Origin of the sequence: Streptomyces hilarionis (assembly GCF_024539675.1) — a bacterium.
Taxonomy (GTDB): Bacteria; Actinomycetota; Actinomycetes; order Streptomycetales; family Streptomycetaceae; genus Streptomyces; species Streptomyces hilarionis.
Genome location: NZ_JAHHIT010000044.1, coordinates 38,743 through 54,280, shown reverse-complemented (window position 1 = coordinate 54,280; position 15,538 = coordinate 38,743). Strand labels below are relative to the sequence as shown.

The following is a 15,538-nucleotide window of genomic DNA, read 5'->3' as shown; positions in this document are numbered from 1 at the left end:
TGGCGGACACCCCCATTTCCCTGTCGTCCGGTACGCCGATCGAAGCCGGACCCCGTTCGAATCGAAGATCACGCTGGTATTATCTCCCCCTCGGCATAGCAAAGTTGAAGCGCCGACATCGGCTGGGGGGCGCCCATGGGGAAGCTGCGTGATCTTTTGGGAGAACTCCCGAAGGCTGTCACCCCTACGAGGAGCACCAACCGCAGGAAGGTGCTCCTCGCCATTGCGATCAAGGCGGGCACCCAGGTCGACATCGCGCGGCGCACGATGCTTTCGCAGGCCACGGTGTCGGCCGCGGTGCGAGAACTGGTCACGGCGGGACTTGTGCCCGAGGTCAAGACGGAAGGGAAAGGCCGCGGCGGCAAAGTCTCCCTCGTCCCCGTCGACGACGTCGGCGTGGGCGTCCACCTCGGGTGGAACCACACCATGGTGGTCGCCCGCAGACTCGACAAGGAATTCGACCAGGTCAGCGTCCGGGTCAGCGCGCAGGGCGTCAGCAAGGGCTGGCACAGGGCGTTGCCCGAGGTCAAGGAGATGATCGCGGAGGCCATCGAGGAGACGGGCCGGCGACGGGCCGACGTGCTGTCCCTCGGCATCGCCCTGCCCCGGATGATCGACCCGCGCACCGGCGGGTTCACCCCGCCGATCCTGCCGCCGTGGCGACCGGGCGACGACCCGGCCGGCGACCTGGGAGCCTGGCTGGGCGTACGCGCCGTCGTCGACAACGACGCCAATCTCGGCGCTCTGGCGGAACAGACCTACGGAACCAGGGAGAACGCGGAGACGGTCGTCTACGTGAAGGCGTCGACCGGGGTCGGGGCAGGCATCATCGTGCACAACAACGTGCTGCGCGGGCACCGGGGCATGGCCGGGGAGATCGGCCACCTCACCGTCGACCCCGACGGAGCGGTGTGCCAGTGCGGCGGGAGAGGCTGCCTGGAAACGGTGATGGGAGCCGATGCGCTGATCGCCCAGGTCCGTGCCGCGCGCACCCGCAACAGCGCTTCAGGCCCCGAGACCCTGGAACAGGTCATCAAGGCCGCCGACGAGCAGGACGCGGTCTGCATGCGGGTGATCCAGGACGCGGGCCGCCGTCTCGGCCACTCACTCGCCCAGCTGTGCAACCTGCTCAACCCCGACCTCGTCGTCGTCGGCGGCCAGCTCGCCGAGAGCCGACTGCTGCTGGACGGCTGCAACGAGACACTGCGCCGCTTCGCGTTGCCCGGCGCCGTCGCCGACGGCGGCGCTTTCACTCTCGCGTTGAGCGAGCTCGGTACCCGGGCAGAACCCCAGGGGGCACTCGTCCTGGGGCTGCGCGGTCAGGAGAACGCGGGCAGCGCCCCTGCATAGCGCGTTGCGCCACCCACACGGTCGCCCGCAACCGCCGCCACGGCCAAGGGCCAGGACCAACGGAAAACGGAAAACAGTCAACGGCCAACGGCCAACGGCCAACGGCGAGAGAAGCACTCGTCGGGGATTCCCGATCCGTAGCGTGCTGCTCAAGTCCCGCCACCATGGTCTTGCGCTCTTCAATGTGGTGCAGAAGCGTGCCGATTCACCCCGCCCTCTCTTCGAATGAGCGACAACAGCCCATCGAACGGAATCCTGCCCGAGTGACGTCACGGCATCGGGCCGTTCCCCGCCTTCGGCGGATACGAGGACCGGGCGTTAATCAGCAGGCCAACGGCCGGGATCCCGCCGTCCGGTTCGACACATGACGCCCTGTGGGAGTGGCTACACTCCACTCGGGAGTGGAATCACTCACGCCACTCACGCACTTGTCTTTCTCGGGGCGCTTCCCGCCCTTGACCCTAGGCGGACACCATGACTCATAAACCTGTCGCCGCATCGTCATGTGCACGGGAGCGCGACGAATGGGGAAGTGCGGAGCATGCGGTGCAGACCGGAGCAGTGGCGTCACCGGACCAGCCGACGGAGTACGAATCCCCCCAGCTCATCGACCTCGGCCACCTCCGCGAGGTGACGCTCGGCAGTTCGCCCAATGGCAATGCCGACGCCAACGCCCAGTACTACTGGTAGCACCTCGGGTTGCCGTCATGTTCAAGTCTGGCCCCTCGGTCCCCGCCGTGGAGAGCCGGGAGCCCGGTCCAGGACCGCGCCTGCCGCGCGACCCCGCCCTCGCTGCCGTGCTTGCGCCCACTGGTTCCCGCCCGCTCCCGACCAGCATCCCAGCGCCCGGAGCAGTCAGGGTGTGGCCCGGCGAAGGGCCCCTGTGGTCGTGGGGACCGTGGCACCCGGGCGAGGTACGCACCGCCACCTGCGCGCAGGCCCGCCTGGTCGCCGTGGGCCAGTGCCTGGCCGACGCGGCGACCATGCGGCGAGACCTGGAGCTCTCAGCCGCAGACGGCCACTGGGAACGTCTCACACGGTGGCCCGGCGCATACCTGCTCATCGTGAGGCACGACCAGGGACGGCTCACCGCCTACACCGACCCGGCCGGACAGTTCCCCCTCTACTACGCGCAGCGCGGAAACCGTACGGTGCTGTCCACACGTGCCACCACCACGGCGCTCCTGGCCGGAACCGCCGACGCCGTCGATCCGACCACACTCGCCGCGCACATCGTGTGCCCCACGGTCCCCGAACTCGTCGAAGGCCGCACCGCCTTGGCGGGCGTCCGGGAACTCGGCGGTGGACAGACGTTGTGCATCGACCCCTCGGGGGGCCTCCGCCGCGGTCCTTACGGAGACTTGGGCCTCAGCCGGAGCGGAACGGGCTTCGCGGAGACCGCTGATCGGCTGAGGTCGGCACTGACCGCCTCCGTGTCGCTGCGCGCGGCCGACGCCACCCGTCTGACCGCCGACTTCAGCGGCGGACTGGACTCGACGTCACTGGCCGTCCTCGCGGCACACGCCTCGCCACATCCCCTGGACGCCTTCGTCTACCACCATCCCGAGGCACCGGCCGGCGACCTCGAACACGCCAGCGCCTACGCCGCGGCGAACCCGGGCATCCGGCTGCATGTGACCCGTGGCAGCCCGACGTCACTGCCCTACAGCGAAATGGACGACCAGGATCCGACGGACCAGCCGGACCCGGCAGCGGTGATCGGCGCGCGGCTGCGCCTTCGCCTGGCCCACATCGCGGAGGGGGGCGCCGGCATTCATCTGACCGGGGAGGGCGGCGATGCTCTGCTGGCGGCACCACCCTCCTATCTCGCAGATCTGCCGGCTTCCGCCGGAATGCGCAGACTCGTGCGTGACGGACGCGCTCTGGCCCGCATGCGCAAAACCTCACCCGTGCAGACCGTCTTACGGGCCCTACGGCTCGCCCGCACACCGAAACGGCAGGCCTTCGACATGCTGGCCCTCCAGCTGGAACGGCCTGCGCGGCACGACACGCACTGGCTGGAGGCGGTCGCCTGGTGGCCACCACCCGGCCCTGAGACGACCTGGCTGACCACCGGCATGCGCCGCCGCCTCGCCGAACTCGCCTCCGACTGCGCCCGGTCCACGGAGTCCGAGACTGCCTTGGCGACCACGCCGGGTGCCCGCGCCGTTCTCCACGAGCTGCGCAACTCGGCCACGGTACAGCGCCAACTCGTCGACAGAGCACGCCCGGTGGGTACCTGGCCCCATGCGCCCTTTCTCGACGGGGAAGTCGTCCGCGCCTGCTTGAGCCTGCCCCTGCCACTCAGGACGGACCCGTTCACCGTCAAGCCACTGCTGGCGGCCGCACTGGCCGGGCTGGTGCCCGACGCCGTGCTGCGACGGACAACGAAGGGGGACTACTCCGCCGAGAACTACAGAGGCGCCCGCCTGTCCGCCAAGGACATCCGTGCACGACTTGCCTCTTCCCCGCTGGCCGACTTGGGCGTGATCGAGCCGTCGCGGGTGATCGCCTCGCTCGACCGTGCGGCCGCCGGGCTTTCGGCTCCCTTCCCCGCACTCAACCGCCTTCTGGGCGAGGACATGTGGCTGATGTCGCGCACCGGCGGAAAGGAGCCGACGTGACCCGACTGAACGTGCCCGGCCACGTGCACGAGAGCGTCGCACCGCACGGCGGAAGCGTGCTGCTGGACGTGCGCTCCGGTCATTGCTTCGCGATGAACGCCATGGCGCGCGTCCTGTGGCGGGAGTGGAGTCGTTGCGAGGACTTCGACACCGCGGTGAACGTACTGACGGCCCGGTACCCCGCGCCGCAGCACGACCGGATCCGCGAGGACGCCCGGCGACTCGCGGACGACCTGATCAGCCGCGGTCTTCTCGCCGCGGACAGACCGCAGTTCCGGCCGGGGCCCCCTCCCGCGACGGCGAAACCGCGACCGTCCGCGTCGAGCGGGTCCGACGACGAGGGGGAGCCCTCGGCTCAGGGCTCCCCGACGGCGGCGACGACCTTGATGGCAGCCGTCCCGACAGGACGCCGCGACGCCCGACTGCGCGACAACCTGGCGGCGACAGCAGCGGGTTCGCTCGGTCTCCTGGCCGCCCTCCTCCTGATCCGGCTCCCGTTCCGCGCTCTCGCGTGCCTGGTGAACTGGATCGACAGAGGATGGTGCAGGCGGGAAGCCACCTCGCAGGAGGCGGCGGACGCCTTGGCCGCTGTGCGCGCCGCCGCCTCGTACTACCCAGGGCGGGCCGCATGCCTGGAGGAGTCACTGGCCACCCTCGCGGCGCTCGCCTTCCGCGGACGGCGAGCGGTGTGGTGCATCGGCATCGCCGACGATCCCTTCCGCTTTCACGCATGGGTGGAGGCACAGGGGGTTCGCGTCATCCCGACGGGAGAGTCCGACGAGGCCGACTTTCGTCGTGTGCTCTCGTTCTGAGCCTACCCATGGGGAATCTCACGCCGAAGGGAGTAGCCGATCTTGACCGCCGCGAGGTGCGTTCGAATCGAATCCTCCCGACGCCGTGAAGCGCGTTCTACTGGAAAGTTGTAAGAGCCGGATCCCGATGTGGGCCGCATTCCCCTTCAGTGAGACGTGTTTGTGCGCTAGTCTCTGCATGAGAAAGGGGCGGCCGCCGGTGTCCGGCAACCGCCCCCGTTCAGAGGGTCAATGCATCCCTCAGGCGCGCGGCAAGAGCGCGTCGAGCACTACCGAGTCACCGTATCCCTGAGCCAGCACGCTCAGGATCGCGATGACGACGATGATGACCACCCGCACGTGCTGCCAGCGCACAGCGACCGTGCAACGGGTGGTCATTGTCATCTTCATGACCATGTGAAACCACCTCCTTCCCCCACTCGGTCGCCGCCCGTTCCGAGGATCCGGGATTGCCTGATCGACTCCGTGTGGCTACCAGTGTTGCCCCCAATTGAGAGAAAGACAACGTGCATTGACGGCACCTCAGCAACCTCACCGGCCTCAACTACAGCGGGAATCGGGAGGACGAGTTCGAATCCCGGTAACGGCGCGTCGAGATGTGCGGCAAGTCGGTGAACTGAAAGGTAAGAGCGCTCTCAACGAGCGAAATGATTCCGGGCCCGCAAGAGCTCGGCACGGCCGCGCGCGATAGGTGATCGAAATGCGGGCTGCCGACGGGGAACCGCCCGTCGAGCCGCCCTTTCTCGGCGAATCGAAGCCTGCCGACTCCCAAACGTCGCCCTGCTCGGCGAACCGACGGAAACAGCTTGCGCGTCAGCGCGCACCCCTGAAACCGGAGCACTCCTCGATGCATGCAGTGTGATGCACATCACTCTGCCGCAGTCCCGCCGACCGGCCGTTTCCGACTTCAGGCCCGCCGGCGTTTCGTTGACCGGGACGCCGTCGGAGGGCGCCCGTCGGGAAGACCTCCGCGGTTCGCACAGGACGCGACAGATCGAGACTGGTACGTTCCGCCTGACGCTCACCGCTATGCTCACGCCCTGCGAGGACGAACACAGGCGGTCAAGACAGCTCGTGTGCTGGCTATTTGGGCGTCTTTCGCACTCTTCATGCGCATCGTCACTGGTCTGACGGGCGACTTCCGAGGCTGGCTGACCACTGCGGTGACGTCCGGGTCGGTAGTAGCCGCCTCGACCCTATCGACTCGACCCAGGGCCACCGCTGACGCCGTCCTCCCCACCGGCCGCGTGAGGTGGGTCGCCTCCAGGCAGTGGCGGCCTCACCCGGCGAAGGATTGGGATCGCACCCGTCACAGCGAGACCTGCTCGCCCACGGTCAACCGTCACGAGGCAGCCCGTAGGGTGAGTGGATGCCAGGGCGAGATGCGGAAACCATTCGGGCGGCGTTGCCGGCTCACACGATCGAGGTCGGGTCCGATCCGCTGGATCGACCGATGCGGAACTCCGTTGGCGGGTGGCCGTTCCTCGACGACACACAGGAGTGGCCCTCGTGCTTCTGTGGGGAGCAGATGGCCCTGTTCTTCCAGCTCGACGTACCCCTGGACCTGGGCCCGTTCGGCGGAGACCACCTACTGGTCTTCCACTGCCGTGCGCACAACGACGCGGCGGAACCCGAGTTCGCCGATGGCCGGCTCGTGCCCGAGTATTGGGATGCTCCCCAACCGCCCTACCCGCGTCCGTTCTGGCGCGTCCTGCTCCAGCAGCACGCGGTGCTGCCCGCTGCGGAGGCCGAACCGTCCGTATGCGCAATGCCGCTGACGCTCCAGCCCTTCGTGGACGCCCCCAACCCACGCGGACTCGGAGCCCAGAAGTTCAAGGTCGGCGGCACACCCTCCTGGGCACAGGATCCCGAGTACTACAGGTGCGCGTGCGGCGCCGATCTGGAGTACCTCTGCCAGATTCCGGAGGGCATGGAGTTCGCAGTCCACCCCGGCCAACCGGAGCAGCCCTACAGCGTGGGGGCCGATACCTACGGGCTGTTTCTCGGCAACGAGGTCTACCTGCTGGCGTGCCCGGCCCACTGCCATCCGGCGGCAGTATGGCCCGTGAACCAGAACTGAGCCTCGGCATCACCGGCCCGCACCTTCCCGTCCGCGCCCTCGCGACGAACCCTTGCACGCGTGCCGCAGGCCGAGACCGGACAGCCCACAGAAGGACCTCTGCGTCGAGCTGGTCGTGAAGATGCAGCACAAGGCAGCCGAGCTCGAGCAGCTCAGGCGGACCGGGCCGCGGCGGTGTCGCGGAGGAGTCCGGCGAAGGTCAGGGCGGCGGGGGTGAGTGAGTGGTCGGCCATGCGCACCAGGAGGATGCGACGGATCGGGGCGGGCGGCTGGAGGGGCAGGACGTTGACGCCGGGGCGGATGCCCTCCAGGGCCAGGGTGGGAGCAAGCGCGACACCGATGCCCGCGGCGACCATGGCCTGGGCCTCCTGGTAGTCGTGGGCCTCGTAGGCGATCTGGGGCTCGAAGCCGACGGCGCGGCAGCCGCGGACCAGGGCTTCGGCCACCGGGTGACGGTCGGCGCGGGTGATCCAGGGGTCGTGTGCGAAATCGGCGAGTGAGGCGGAGTCGCGGTCGGCGAGTGGATGGTGGTCGCCGACGAGGAGGGCCGGCGGGTCGTCGAGGAGTGGGGTGACGACGATGTCCTCCCGGTCGATCCGGCTCCAGTCGTAGTCCCACATCAGCGACATTTCGATCTCCCGGTTCTCCAGCATGGCCCAGAGTCCGGCGATGCGGGCGCTGCGGACGGTCAGGCGTACGTCGGGGTGCGCGTCGCGGAAGGCGATCACGGCCTGCGGGAGGAGCGAGGCGCCGACGGTGGGGAAGGTGCCGATGCGCAGCGTGCCCGCGCGCAGGCCCGCATAGTCGGCGAGTTCGTTCTCCGCGGCTTGCAGTTCGCGTTCGATCCGGTGCCCTCGTTCGGCCAGCGCCCGTCCGGCGTCGGTGAGGGTGACGCCTCGGGCGTGGCGCTCCAGCAGGGGCTGGCCCGCCTCCGTCTCGAGGCGGCTGATCTGCTGCGACACCGCTGACGGGGTGTAGTTGAGGGCGCGGGCGGTCGCTGTCACCGAGCCGTGCCGGGCGACCTCCGTGAACAGCAGGATGCGTCGGACGTCGAGCATGCCGGAACCTCCAGCGTTCACTTCACCTTAATGGCCATGCAGATTTCCGAGATTGTACTTCACGCTGCCGTAACTCACCGTGGAGGACACCACGCACGGCGGGACCGCCGGTGGACTTCCCCTTCCATGGCTGTGAGGAGTCGGTTGTGCTGCGTCTGCAGGGCGAGATGATCCGCGGAGGAACCAGCAAGTGCTGGATCTTCGACCACCGAGACGTGGACGCCACCGGCGTGGACGTCGACGCCTTGCTGCTCGCCGCCTTCAACGCCGCCGACCCCCGCCAGATCGATGGTGTGGGCGGCGCCTCCTCCACCACCTCCAAGGCCGCCGTCGTACAGCCGTCGCCCCGACCGGGCGTTGACGTCGAGTACGCGTTCGCTCAGGTGGGGATCGGCGACGAGCGCGTGGAGTGGGCCAGCAACTGCGGCAACTGCGCCACCGCCGTGGCCCTGTACGCCGTCCACCACCACCTCGTGCCGATCGCGTCGGACACCACCACCGTCCGCATGCTCAACGTCAACACCGGGGCCCGCCTGACCGGTACGATCCCCACTCCCGCGGGGGTGGCTCCGGAGGAGGGCACGGCCGTGGTGCCCGGTACCTCGGCACGGGGTGTGCCCGTCCTGCTCGGGTTCGAGGACCCGGCGGGCTCGACGACCGGCCGTGTCCTGCCGACAGGACGGGCTCTGGACGAGCTGACCGGACCGGACGGTCCCGTCGAGGCGTCCTTGGTGGATGCCGGCGCGCCGGCCGCGCTGTTCGAGGCCAAGGCGTTCGGCCTCGACGGCACGGAATCCCTCACCGCGTTCGCCACCGCGGTACCCGCCCTGACGCTGCTGCGCCGCCAGGCCGCGCTGGCCATGGGCCTGGCCCGTGAGGGCGATCCGGTCAGCCACGCGGTCCCCAAGGTGGGCGTCGTCGCCCGCCCCGCTCCCTATCGCACCGCACAGGGCGTAGTCGTCAACCAGGACGAGTACGACCTGGCCGTGCGCATGGTCTCCATGCACGCCCCGCACCCCGCGATCGGCCTGACCTCCGCCGTGGCCCTGGCCACGGCCGCCGCCACCCCTGGCACCCTCGCCCACCGCGTCGCCCGGCAGACCGCCGACGGCACGCTGCGCCTGGGCACCCCCGCCGGCGTGATCACCACCCGAGCCGTTCCCGCACCGGAGGGCGCGTCCCCCACGGTGCTCCTGCACCGCGCCGCCCGGCGTATCGCCCGAGCCGAACTCCTCGTTCCCGTCCTGGAAGGACGCCCCGCATGAGCCGCAACGACGCCGCCCCGGGTACCGTCACCGCACCACCGGACCGCATCCGCCGCATGCTGTCCCACCTCTACGTCCAGTGCCTGATCGCCGTCCTCCTCGGCGCCGCCGTGGGCGCGCTGTGGCCGTCCGTCGGCGCTGACCTCAAGCCCCTCGGTGACGGCTTCATCGCGCTCGTGAAGATGTTCATCGCACCGATCATCTTCTGCACGGTCGTGCACGGCATCGCCTCCATGGGCGACGCCCGCGCCGTCGGCCGCGTGAGCCTGAAGGCTCTGGTCTACTTCGAGGTGCTCACGACCGTGGCCATGGTGATCGGCCTGGTCGTCGTCAACGTCGTCAAGCCGGGCAGCGGTCTGCACATCGACCTGTCGACCCTGTCCACCAAGGGCCTGCCGCCGGAGGCGACCACGGCCCACGAGGGCTTCGCCGGGTTCCTCCTCGCCATCATCCCGGCGACCTTGGTCAGTGCCCTGACCGGCAACGAGATTCTGCCGGTGCTGCTGGTGTCGGTGCTGTTCGGCTTCGGCCTGCACGCCAGCGGAGAAGCGGGCCTGGGCATCGCCCGGGGCGTCGAGAAGTTCTCCACGGTCCTGTTCACGCTCATCCGCTGGATCATGCGGCTCGCCCCCGTCGGCGCGTTCGGATCGATGGCCTTCACCATCGGCCACTACGGCCTGGGCACCCTGCGCCACCTGGCCCTGCTGGTCGGCTCGTTCTGGCTGACCGCCCTCTTCTTCGTCCTCGTCGTCCTGGGCACCGTGATGCGTCTGAACGGACTGCGGCTGTGGCCCTTCCTGCGCTACATCAAGGAAGAACTGCTGATCGTCCTGGGCACCTCCTCCACCGAGCCCGTCCTGCCCCGCATGATGGGCAAGCTCCAGCACGCGGGCGCCTCGAAGCCGGTCGTCGGCATCACGCTGCCCGCCGGGTACTCGTTCAACCTCGACGGCACCGCCATCTACCTGACCATGGGCTCGGTCTTCCTCGCCCAGGCCCTCGGCATCGACCTCACCCTCACTCAGCAACTGACCATGCTCGCCGTCATGCTGCTCACCTCCAAGGGCGCCGCGGGCGTCACCGGCTCCGGCTTCATCGCCTTGGCCGCCACGCTCAGCGCCGTCCCGCACGTCCCGGTCGCCGCCCTCGCGCTGATCTTCGGCGTCGACCGGTTCATGTCCGAAGCCCGCGCCCTGACCAGCCTGGTCGGCAACGGCGTAGCCACCCTTGCCGTCGCCCGCTGGGAGGGCGAGCTCGACGAGGACCGCGCCAAGGCCGTCCTGCGCGGAGAGATCCCCTACGTCCCTGCCCCGGCCCCCGCCTCTGCCCCCGCTCCGGGTACGGTGCCGGCCGAGCCCGATCCGAAGGAGATGCCCGAGCTCGGGGCGGTGCCCCGGCCCACCCGCGACCCGGTACCCACCGCAAGCTGACATGGCGTCGCCGCGCCGGCCCGGAGCATCCGCTCGGGGCCGGCGCGCCCGCGTCCCCGCGGAATGCCGTACACGCCGTACATGCCGTCCGTGCGGCCTGATCGACAACGTCAGGCCTTCACCTGCGGGTGCGAACCTTCCCTCTCCCCCGACGCTTGGCGCCGTGCTCGTCACCTGCGAAGAAGGTTCGGCCGGGTGGTTGCGGCGCGTGCCTCCGTTCGACCGCGATCATCCGGGCTCCGCGTGCGGTCCGCAGTCGTGGGCGATGCCGGTGTCCACGCCGATGTCCCGCACACCGCGTCCGTCACATCGGCTCCGCACGCGTGTCCCACCGCAGAGCAGATCCCGGCCCCCTGCCGTCAGGGCTGGAAGACCTGCGCGAGATGGCCGGCCAGTCGCCTGCCGTCCGGTGGGGTGAGTCGGCTGCCCAGGTAGCCGTCCGGGCGGATGAGGAAGGCCGATGGGCCGCGGGCCCCGTAGGCGCGGGCGAACTCGCCCCGGGCGTCGCGGTAGACCGGCAGGAGCGTGGTGCCGACGCACGCGCGGCCGCCGAGCAGTACGCAGGTCTCCACCCGTCCGTGGGACAGAGTCGTTGCAAGGGCCGCGAGTTCGTCGAACCCCCGGGTGTCCTGACCGCCGTCGCCTTCGTCCTCGCCGTCGTACAACAGCAGGACGTGTCCGCGGCCCCGCAGCAGGTCGTACAGGCGCAGCGGATAGCAGGCGATCTCGGTGGTGAGGCCGGCGCAGTCGGGAGCCCTGTCGCCGGCCTGCGGGCCGGGCGGGACGACGCTGGGAGAATCGTCACCGGGCCGGCCCACGATCGGGCTGCCGCGGTAGCCGACGAGGAGCTGGGCCTCGCGCAGCATCACGGTGGCCGGGTCCGCCGGGTCGGCCTGGATGCCCGCGGCGGCGTGCCGGACGGTGCGGCCGACGACTTCGGCGCCCACCGGGCGGCGCTCGGCGTCGTAGCTGTCGAGCAGCCGGCCGGCGGCGGTGCCCTCGACCACGAGAGCGAGTTTCCAGGCGAGATTGAAGGCGTCCTGGATGCCGGTGTTCATGCCCTGCGCGCCGGTGGGCGGGTGGATGTGCGCGGCGTCCCCGGCCACGAGGACCCGGCCCCGGCCGTAGCGGTCCACCAGTCGGTGGCTGATGCGGAAGACCGAGGACCAGCGCATCGCGTCGGCGGTGGTGGGGCGCGGCGACAGCCGGTCCAGGACGGTCTGGATGTGCGCGAGCGTCGGCGCCACCCCGCCCTCCAGGCCGTGTGCCACCTCGCCTCCGCCGGGCTCGGGGCGGTCGGCCTTCCGGGCCGCCGACAGCTCGGCGGGCACCGTCATCGACATCCGGTAGCGGCCCGGCCCGGGCAGCGGGATGCACACCAGCACGTCGTCGACGCTTCCGTCGGCGGCGCGGTGCATCGCGCGCACTCCGTACCCGTGCGGCAGGTCCCAGCCGACCTCGACGTCGGCAAGCATGTACTCCTCGGGGAAGGCGCCGCCTTCGAAGCCGAGGCCCAGGCCCTTGCGGACGGTGCTGTGCGCGCCGTCGCAGCCCACCAGGTACCGCGAGCGGACCTCCTCCTCAGAACCGGAGGAGTCGACCAGCCGGCTGGTCACCCCGTCGGCGTCCTGGGCGAAGGAGAGCAGCTCGGTGCCGCGCTCGATCCGGGTTCCGAAGCCGGCCAGGAACTCCTCCAGGATCCGTTCGGTCTCGTACTGCGGCAGCGCGGCGAATCCATAGGGCACTTCCGGCGGCAGGACCAGGTCGATCCGGGGTTGTTCGACACCGTTGACGTAGGTCAGCTGGCCGCGCATCGGCACCGCCGCGTCCAGCACGGCGCGTACCAGGCCCATCCGGTCCCAGAGCTCCAGCGTGCGGGGTTGGATGCCGACAGCCTTCGCGTACGGCAGCCTGGCCGGCAGCCGGTCGACGATCCGGCAGGCGATCTTGCGCCGCCGGAGTTCCGCGGCGGCGGTCAGCCCGACCGGGCCCGCGCCGGCGACCAGGACGTCCGGTGTTCGGGTGTGCACCAATGGAACCTCCCCGGGCGTGCCTCCGTATCTGCCCCGAGAACATTCGGCGATTCGATCGTCGCAGTTCGATCGTCGCAGGCGGCCCGGGCCCCGGCCACCGCTGGCCGCGCGCGGGTCGGGAGCAGAGGCCGACCGTCATGGCGGAGGATGGACGCGTGTACGAACCCTTCGACGATCCCGGGCTCCGTCGCGTCTCGACGGGCGAGTACCCCTGGTGGGACGACGCTCTTGCCCTCCTGAACCGGGACCTGGCAGCGACTCTTCCCGACCAGGGCCCGCTGCAACTGGTGGCCCAACCCTCCTACGAGACGGGCGAGCCGGAGTACGTCTACGTCGCGTTGGCCAGCGGCGAGTGGCACGGCAGTCACCTGTACCCGAAGGTCGCCGACGACCCTGCCCATGCCTTGGCGATCGTCGCCGACGCCGCGCAGGACACCGTCGCGGAGTGTCTGTGGCAGGCGTGGCCGCTGTGCGTCGAACACAACCTGGGCATGCACGCACGCGAAGTGGAAGGGCAACTCTCCTGGTGGTGCTCCGGAGAGGGGCCCCAGCTCGGACCGGGCCACATCCGGGCGGCCGTTGGCGCGCTCGACAGCTCCTCGGCGCTCAGGTAGCCGTCCTCCCCCGGGCCGAAGCCAGGCCGGGACAGCGCCGTTGCTTCGCGATGCTGGTCGCGGGAGCCGAGTTCAAGAGCGGCCTGCCGGTAGAACGTGACACGGTGGCGGCACGGACCCGTCGACCTCCCCTGACCGCGGGCAGGTGATCGGCGTGACGGGGCCGCCACGAGCAGGCAAGCAACGCTCTGACCGCCCCGGATCCGATCCGAGCGCTGCACGAACAGTTCAGCGTCGCTTTCCGGTCTCCGGGGCCGCGGCGCTCTGGCCGGCGCGGTGCATCGCTTCGTACAGCGCGGCGTCCGTTGGTGGGTCCGGGAGCGGTCCGCGGGCCGGGGCCTGGAAGGACTGGATCATCCAGGCGACCAGGCGGCGCCAGGCGTCCGGGGCGGCATCGGCCGTGGCGCTGAGGACTCCGGCGTTGGCCATCAGGAGCAGCACGAGATCGCGGCTGGTGAAGTCCTGGCGCAGGTGCCCGCTGTCCTGGGCGCGGCCGATCAGCTCCAGGAAGCCCTCGTACGCCTGGGCATGGTGCTTCTCCAGTTCCGGGACGCCGGGGAAGTTCATGGTGAGGATGTCGGCGAAGCCGCGGTCGGCGGCCTGCATCGCGCAGACCGTCTCGATGTAGCGGGTGAAGCCGTGCCACGGGTCAGGGTCGGCCAAGGCGGCGTCGGTGGCCTGTGCGTACGCCTTCATGCGGTCGGCGAAGACGGCGGCGAGCAGGTCCTCCTTGCGGGGGAAGTGGCGGAAAAGGGTGGCGATCCCGACTCCGGTCTCCCGTGCGACCGACGCCATCGAGGCGTTCAGTCCGTCGCGCCCGAAGACCGTGCGCGCGGCGGCGATGATCCGCCCTCGGTTGCGCTCTGCGTCGCTGCGCTTGGACTGACCTGCGGAAACGGTCGCGTTTACGTTGGCTTCGGGGTGCGGGTCCGCAGGGCTCATGACGATCAGACTAGCAAACCGGAAGGCCTTATCCGGTTCTCGTGTTACGGTGACGGCAGAGAAACGGATAGGGCTTTCCGGAAAGAAAACGGATAGCTCTATCCATTTACGCCTCAGCGAAAGGCCTCCCCATGTCCACCATTGCCATCGTCGGCGCCGGTCCTCAGCTCGGTCTCGCCATCGCCCGCACCTTCGGCAGTCAGGGCTACGACGTCGCACTGATCGCCCGCGACCGGGCCAAGCTCGAAGGCCTGGCCGCGCAGCTGGCCGCTGAGGGCGTCAGCGCCGCCGCGTTCCCCGCCGACGTCCTCGACCGCTCCGCCCTCACCCAGGCGCTCAAGGACGCAGCCGCGCACTTCGGCGGCATCGACGTCCTGGAGTACTCCCCCGTCGGCGGCCTCCAGACCGTCATGACCACCCCGGGCGCCACTGAGCCGGCCGACGTGCAGCACGAGATGGAGTTCCAGCTCTACGGAGCCATCGCCGCCACCCGCGCGGTGCTGCCCGCCATGCGAGAGGCCGACGCGGGCACCCTGCTGTTCACCACCGGCGCCGGCTCCGTCGACCCCGTGCCGCAGATCGCCAACGTCAACGCCGCCGCTGCGGCCCTGCGCAACTGGGTCATCAACCTGCGCAAGGAACTGGACGGGACCGGCGTCCAGGCGGCGCACGTCGCCATCAACGTGTCGATCGGCACGCCGGCGGTACCCGGATTCCCGACCGCCCAGCCCGATGAGATCGCCCCGGTCTACTGGGACCTGCACACCACCCGGCGCGACCAGGCTGAACTCGTCTTCAGTCGCTGACGCCGGTCAGCCACCCGACCCCCGCACGGCACGCAAGGCGCGCACGGGGCCCAGCGCGCCTCCGGAGCCGTGGGCGATGGGGCCGTCGGGCCTGCGCACGACGCGGCCCGACGCTCTGCGGGCCGGAGGCGGTGCTGCGCTTCCCCGACAGTTCCGGCCGGGCCCCTAGGACAGGGCGCAGCCGCGTGAAGATGCGCTCCCCCCGGTTCGGGCGGACGGTGGAGAGATGGCACATCCACTCGTACCCCCTGGAGAGACCCCGCCCGCCGAGGGCTCGATCGCGGAATCGCATCACGAGCGGCCGGACGGCGGGATCTGGGAGCACCCCTATTTCTGGCTCGCTCTGATCGTGATCGGCTCGCTGATCGTCGCCGCGTTCTTCGTGGCGAGGATCGGCGGCCTGTGACCGGTCCGAGAGTCCGGCGTGCCGCCGGGGCAGTCCCGCCGCAGCGGCCGCAATCGTCGCGTTTCGCTTCGACTGGTTTCTTCTGGTTTCTTCCACGTGGCGGGCTTCGGCGATGACG

Annotated in this window: 14 protein-coding genes; 10 read left to right on the top strand and 4 right to left on the bottom strand. The window is 70.1% G+C overall.

From position 1 onward, the window contains the following. Positions 1 to 210 precede the first annotated feature (210 nt). From KMS84_RS10345 to KMS84_RS10330, 4 genes are all read left to right on the top strand, one after another. Entirely contained in the window at positions 211 to 1,350 is a 1,140-nt protein-coding gene (locus tag KMS84_RS10345; RefSeq protein ID WP_256915827.1) for an ROK family transcriptional regulator, read from the top strand. A gap of 546 nt (positions 1,351 to 1,896) precedes the next feature. Continuing rightward, on the top strand, positions 1,897 to 2,040 hold the full coding sequence (locus KMS84_RS10340; protein WP_256915826.1) for a lasso RiPP family leader peptide-containing protein: 144 nt from the start codon (positions 1,897 to 1,899) through the stop codon (positions 2,038 to 2,040). Between the two features lie 17 nt (positions 2,041 to 2,057). Continuing rightward, positions 2,058 to 3,974 carry an albusnodin/ikarugamycin family macrolactam cyclase gene (locus KMS84_RS10335; RefSeq protein ID WP_256915825.1) on the top strand — a complete coding sequence of 639 codons (1,917 nt, stop codon included), beginning with the start codon at positions 2,058 to 2,060 and terminating at the stop codon, positions 3,972 to 3,974. Beyond that, positions 3,971 to 4,786 carry a lasso peptide biosynthesis B2 protein gene (locus KMS84_RS10330; protein ID WP_256915824.1) on the top strand — a complete coding sequence of 272 codons (816 nt, stop codon included), beginning with the start codon at positions 3,971 to 3,973 and terminating at the stop codon, positions 4,784 to 4,786. The genes KMS84_RS10335 and KMS84_RS10330 overlap by 4 nt, the downstream gene beginning before the upstream one ends. Positions 4,787 to 5,026: 240 nt before the next feature. On the opposite strand, the gene KMS84_RS10325 is transcribed toward KMS84_RS10330, so the two are convergent. Further along, on the bottom strand, positions 5,027 to 5,182 hold the full coding sequence (locus tag KMS84_RS10325; RefSeq protein WP_256915823.1) for a hypothetical protein: 156 nt from the start codon (positions 5,180 to 5,182) through the stop codon (positions 5,027 to 5,029). Between the two features lie 1,057 nt (positions 5,183 to 6,239). Here KMS84_RS10325 and KMS84_RS10320 point away from each other — a divergent pair. Continuing rightward, positions 6,240 to 6,866, top strand: coding sequence for a hypothetical protein (locus KMS84_RS10320; RefSeq protein ID WP_256915822.1), 627 nt, complete (start codon positions 6,240 to 6,242; stop codon positions 6,864 to 6,866). Between the two features lie 152 nt (positions 6,867 to 7,018). Here KMS84_RS10320 and KMS84_RS10315 read toward each other — a convergent pair whose 3' ends face one another. Continuing rightward, positions 7,019 to 7,924, bottom strand: a complete 906-nt coding sequence (locus KMS84_RS10315) for a LysR family transcriptional regulator (RefSeq protein WP_256915821.1) — start codon at positions 7,922 to 7,924, stop codon at positions 7,019 to 7,021. Between the two features lie 146 nt (positions 7,925 to 8,070). On the opposite strand from KMS84_RS10315, the gene KMS84_RS10310 reads away from it, so the two are divergent. Then, positions 8,071 to 9,189, top strand: a complete 1,119-nt coding sequence (locus KMS84_RS10310; protein WP_256915820.1) for a PrpF domain-containing protein — start codon at positions 8,071 to 8,073, stop codon at positions 9,187 to 9,189. Beyond that, positions 9,186 to 10,619, top strand: a complete 1,434-nt coding sequence (gene dctA / locus KMS84_RS10305) for a C4-dicarboxylate transporter DctA (RefSeq protein WP_256915819.1) — start codon at positions 9,186 to 9,188, stop codon at positions 10,617 to 10,619. Before KMS84_RS10310 ends, dctA begins: the two co-directional genes overlap by 4 nt. A gap of 359 nt (positions 10,620 to 10,978) precedes the next feature. Here dctA and KMS84_RS10300 read toward each other — a convergent pair whose 3' ends face one another. Beyond that, the gene (locus tag KMS84_RS10300) at positions 10,979 to 12,652 is read right to left on the bottom strand and encodes an FAD-dependent monooxygenase (protein ID WP_256915818.1); all 1,674 of its coding nucleotides are present in this window, start codon (positions 12,650 to 12,652) and stop codon (positions 10,979 to 10,981) included. A gap of 155 nt (positions 12,653 to 12,807) precedes the next feature. Between KMS84_RS10300 and KMS84_RS10295 the strand changes: the two genes are divergently transcribed. Then, complete coding sequence (locus tag KMS84_RS10295) at positions 12,808 to 13,266, top strand: hypothetical protein (RefSeq protein WP_256915816.1); 459 nt, start codon at positions 12,808 to 12,810, stop codon at positions 13,264 to 13,266. A gap of 228 nt (positions 13,267 to 13,494) precedes the next feature. Here KMS84_RS10295 and KMS84_RS10290 read toward each other — a convergent pair whose 3' ends face one another. After that, positions 13,495 to 14,208: a TetR/AcrR family transcriptional regulator gene (locus tag KMS84_RS10290; protein WP_256915814.1), complete on the bottom strand. Its 714-nt coding sequence runs from the start codon at positions 14,206 to 14,208 to the stop codon at positions 13,495 to 13,497. A 131-nt stretch (positions 14,209 to 14,339) separates the two neighbouring features. Here KMS84_RS10290 and KMS84_RS10285 point away from each other — a divergent pair, with 131 nt between their 5' ends. Together KMS84_RS10285 and KMS84_RS10280 are read left to right on the top strand one after the other, a co-directional pair. Further along, positions 14,340 to 15,014 (top strand): SDR family NAD(P)-dependent oxidoreductase, encoded by a 675-nt coding sequence (locus KMS84_RS10285; protein WP_256915812.1) that lies wholly within the window; start codon positions 14,340 to 14,342, stop codon positions 15,012 to 15,014. 226 nt (positions 15,015 to 15,240) lie between these two features. Next, the gene (locus tag KMS84_RS10280) at positions 15,241 to 15,420 is read left to right on the top strand and encodes a DUF6480 family protein (protein WP_256915811.1); all 180 of its coding nucleotides are present in this window, start codon (positions 15,241 to 15,243) and stop codon (positions 15,418 to 15,420) included. Positions 15,421 to 15,538: the final 118 nt, after the last annotated feature.

Excerpts from the sequence above, each read along its gene's own strand:
- KMS84_RS10335 (WP_256915825.1), top strand. The coding sequence starts at position 2,058 with ATGTTCAAGTCTGGCCCCTCGGTCCCCGCCGTGGAGAGCCGGGAGCCC.
- KMS84_RS10325 (WP_256915823.1), bottom strand. The coding sequence starts at position 5,182 with ATGGTCATGAAGATGACAATGACCACCCGTTGCACGGTCGCTGTGCGC.
- KMS84_RS10320 (WP_256915822.1), top strand. The coding sequence starts at position 6,240 with ATGCGGAACTCCGTTGGCGGGTGGCCGTTCCTCGACGACACACAGGAG.
- KMS84_RS10315 (WP_256915821.1), bottom strand. The coding sequence starts at position 7,924 with ATGCTCGACGTCCGACGCATCCTGCTGTTCACGGAGGTCGCCCGGCAC.
- dctA (WP_256915819.1), top strand. The coding sequence starts at position 9,186 with ATGAGCCGCAACGACGCCGCCCCGGGTACCGTCACCGCACCACCGGAC.
- KMS84_RS10290 (WP_256915814.1), bottom strand. The coding sequence starts at position 14,208 with ATGAGCCCTGCGGACCCGCACCCCGAAGCCAACGTAAACGCGACCGTT.
- KMS84_RS10285 (WP_256915812.1), top strand. The coding sequence starts at position 14,340 with ATGTCCACCATTGCCATCGTCGGCGCCGGTCCTCAGCTCGGTCTCGCC.
- KMS84_RS10280 (WP_256915811.1), top strand. The coding sequence starts at position 15,241 with ATGGCACATCCACTCGTACCCCCTGGAGAGACCCCGCCCGCCGAGGGC.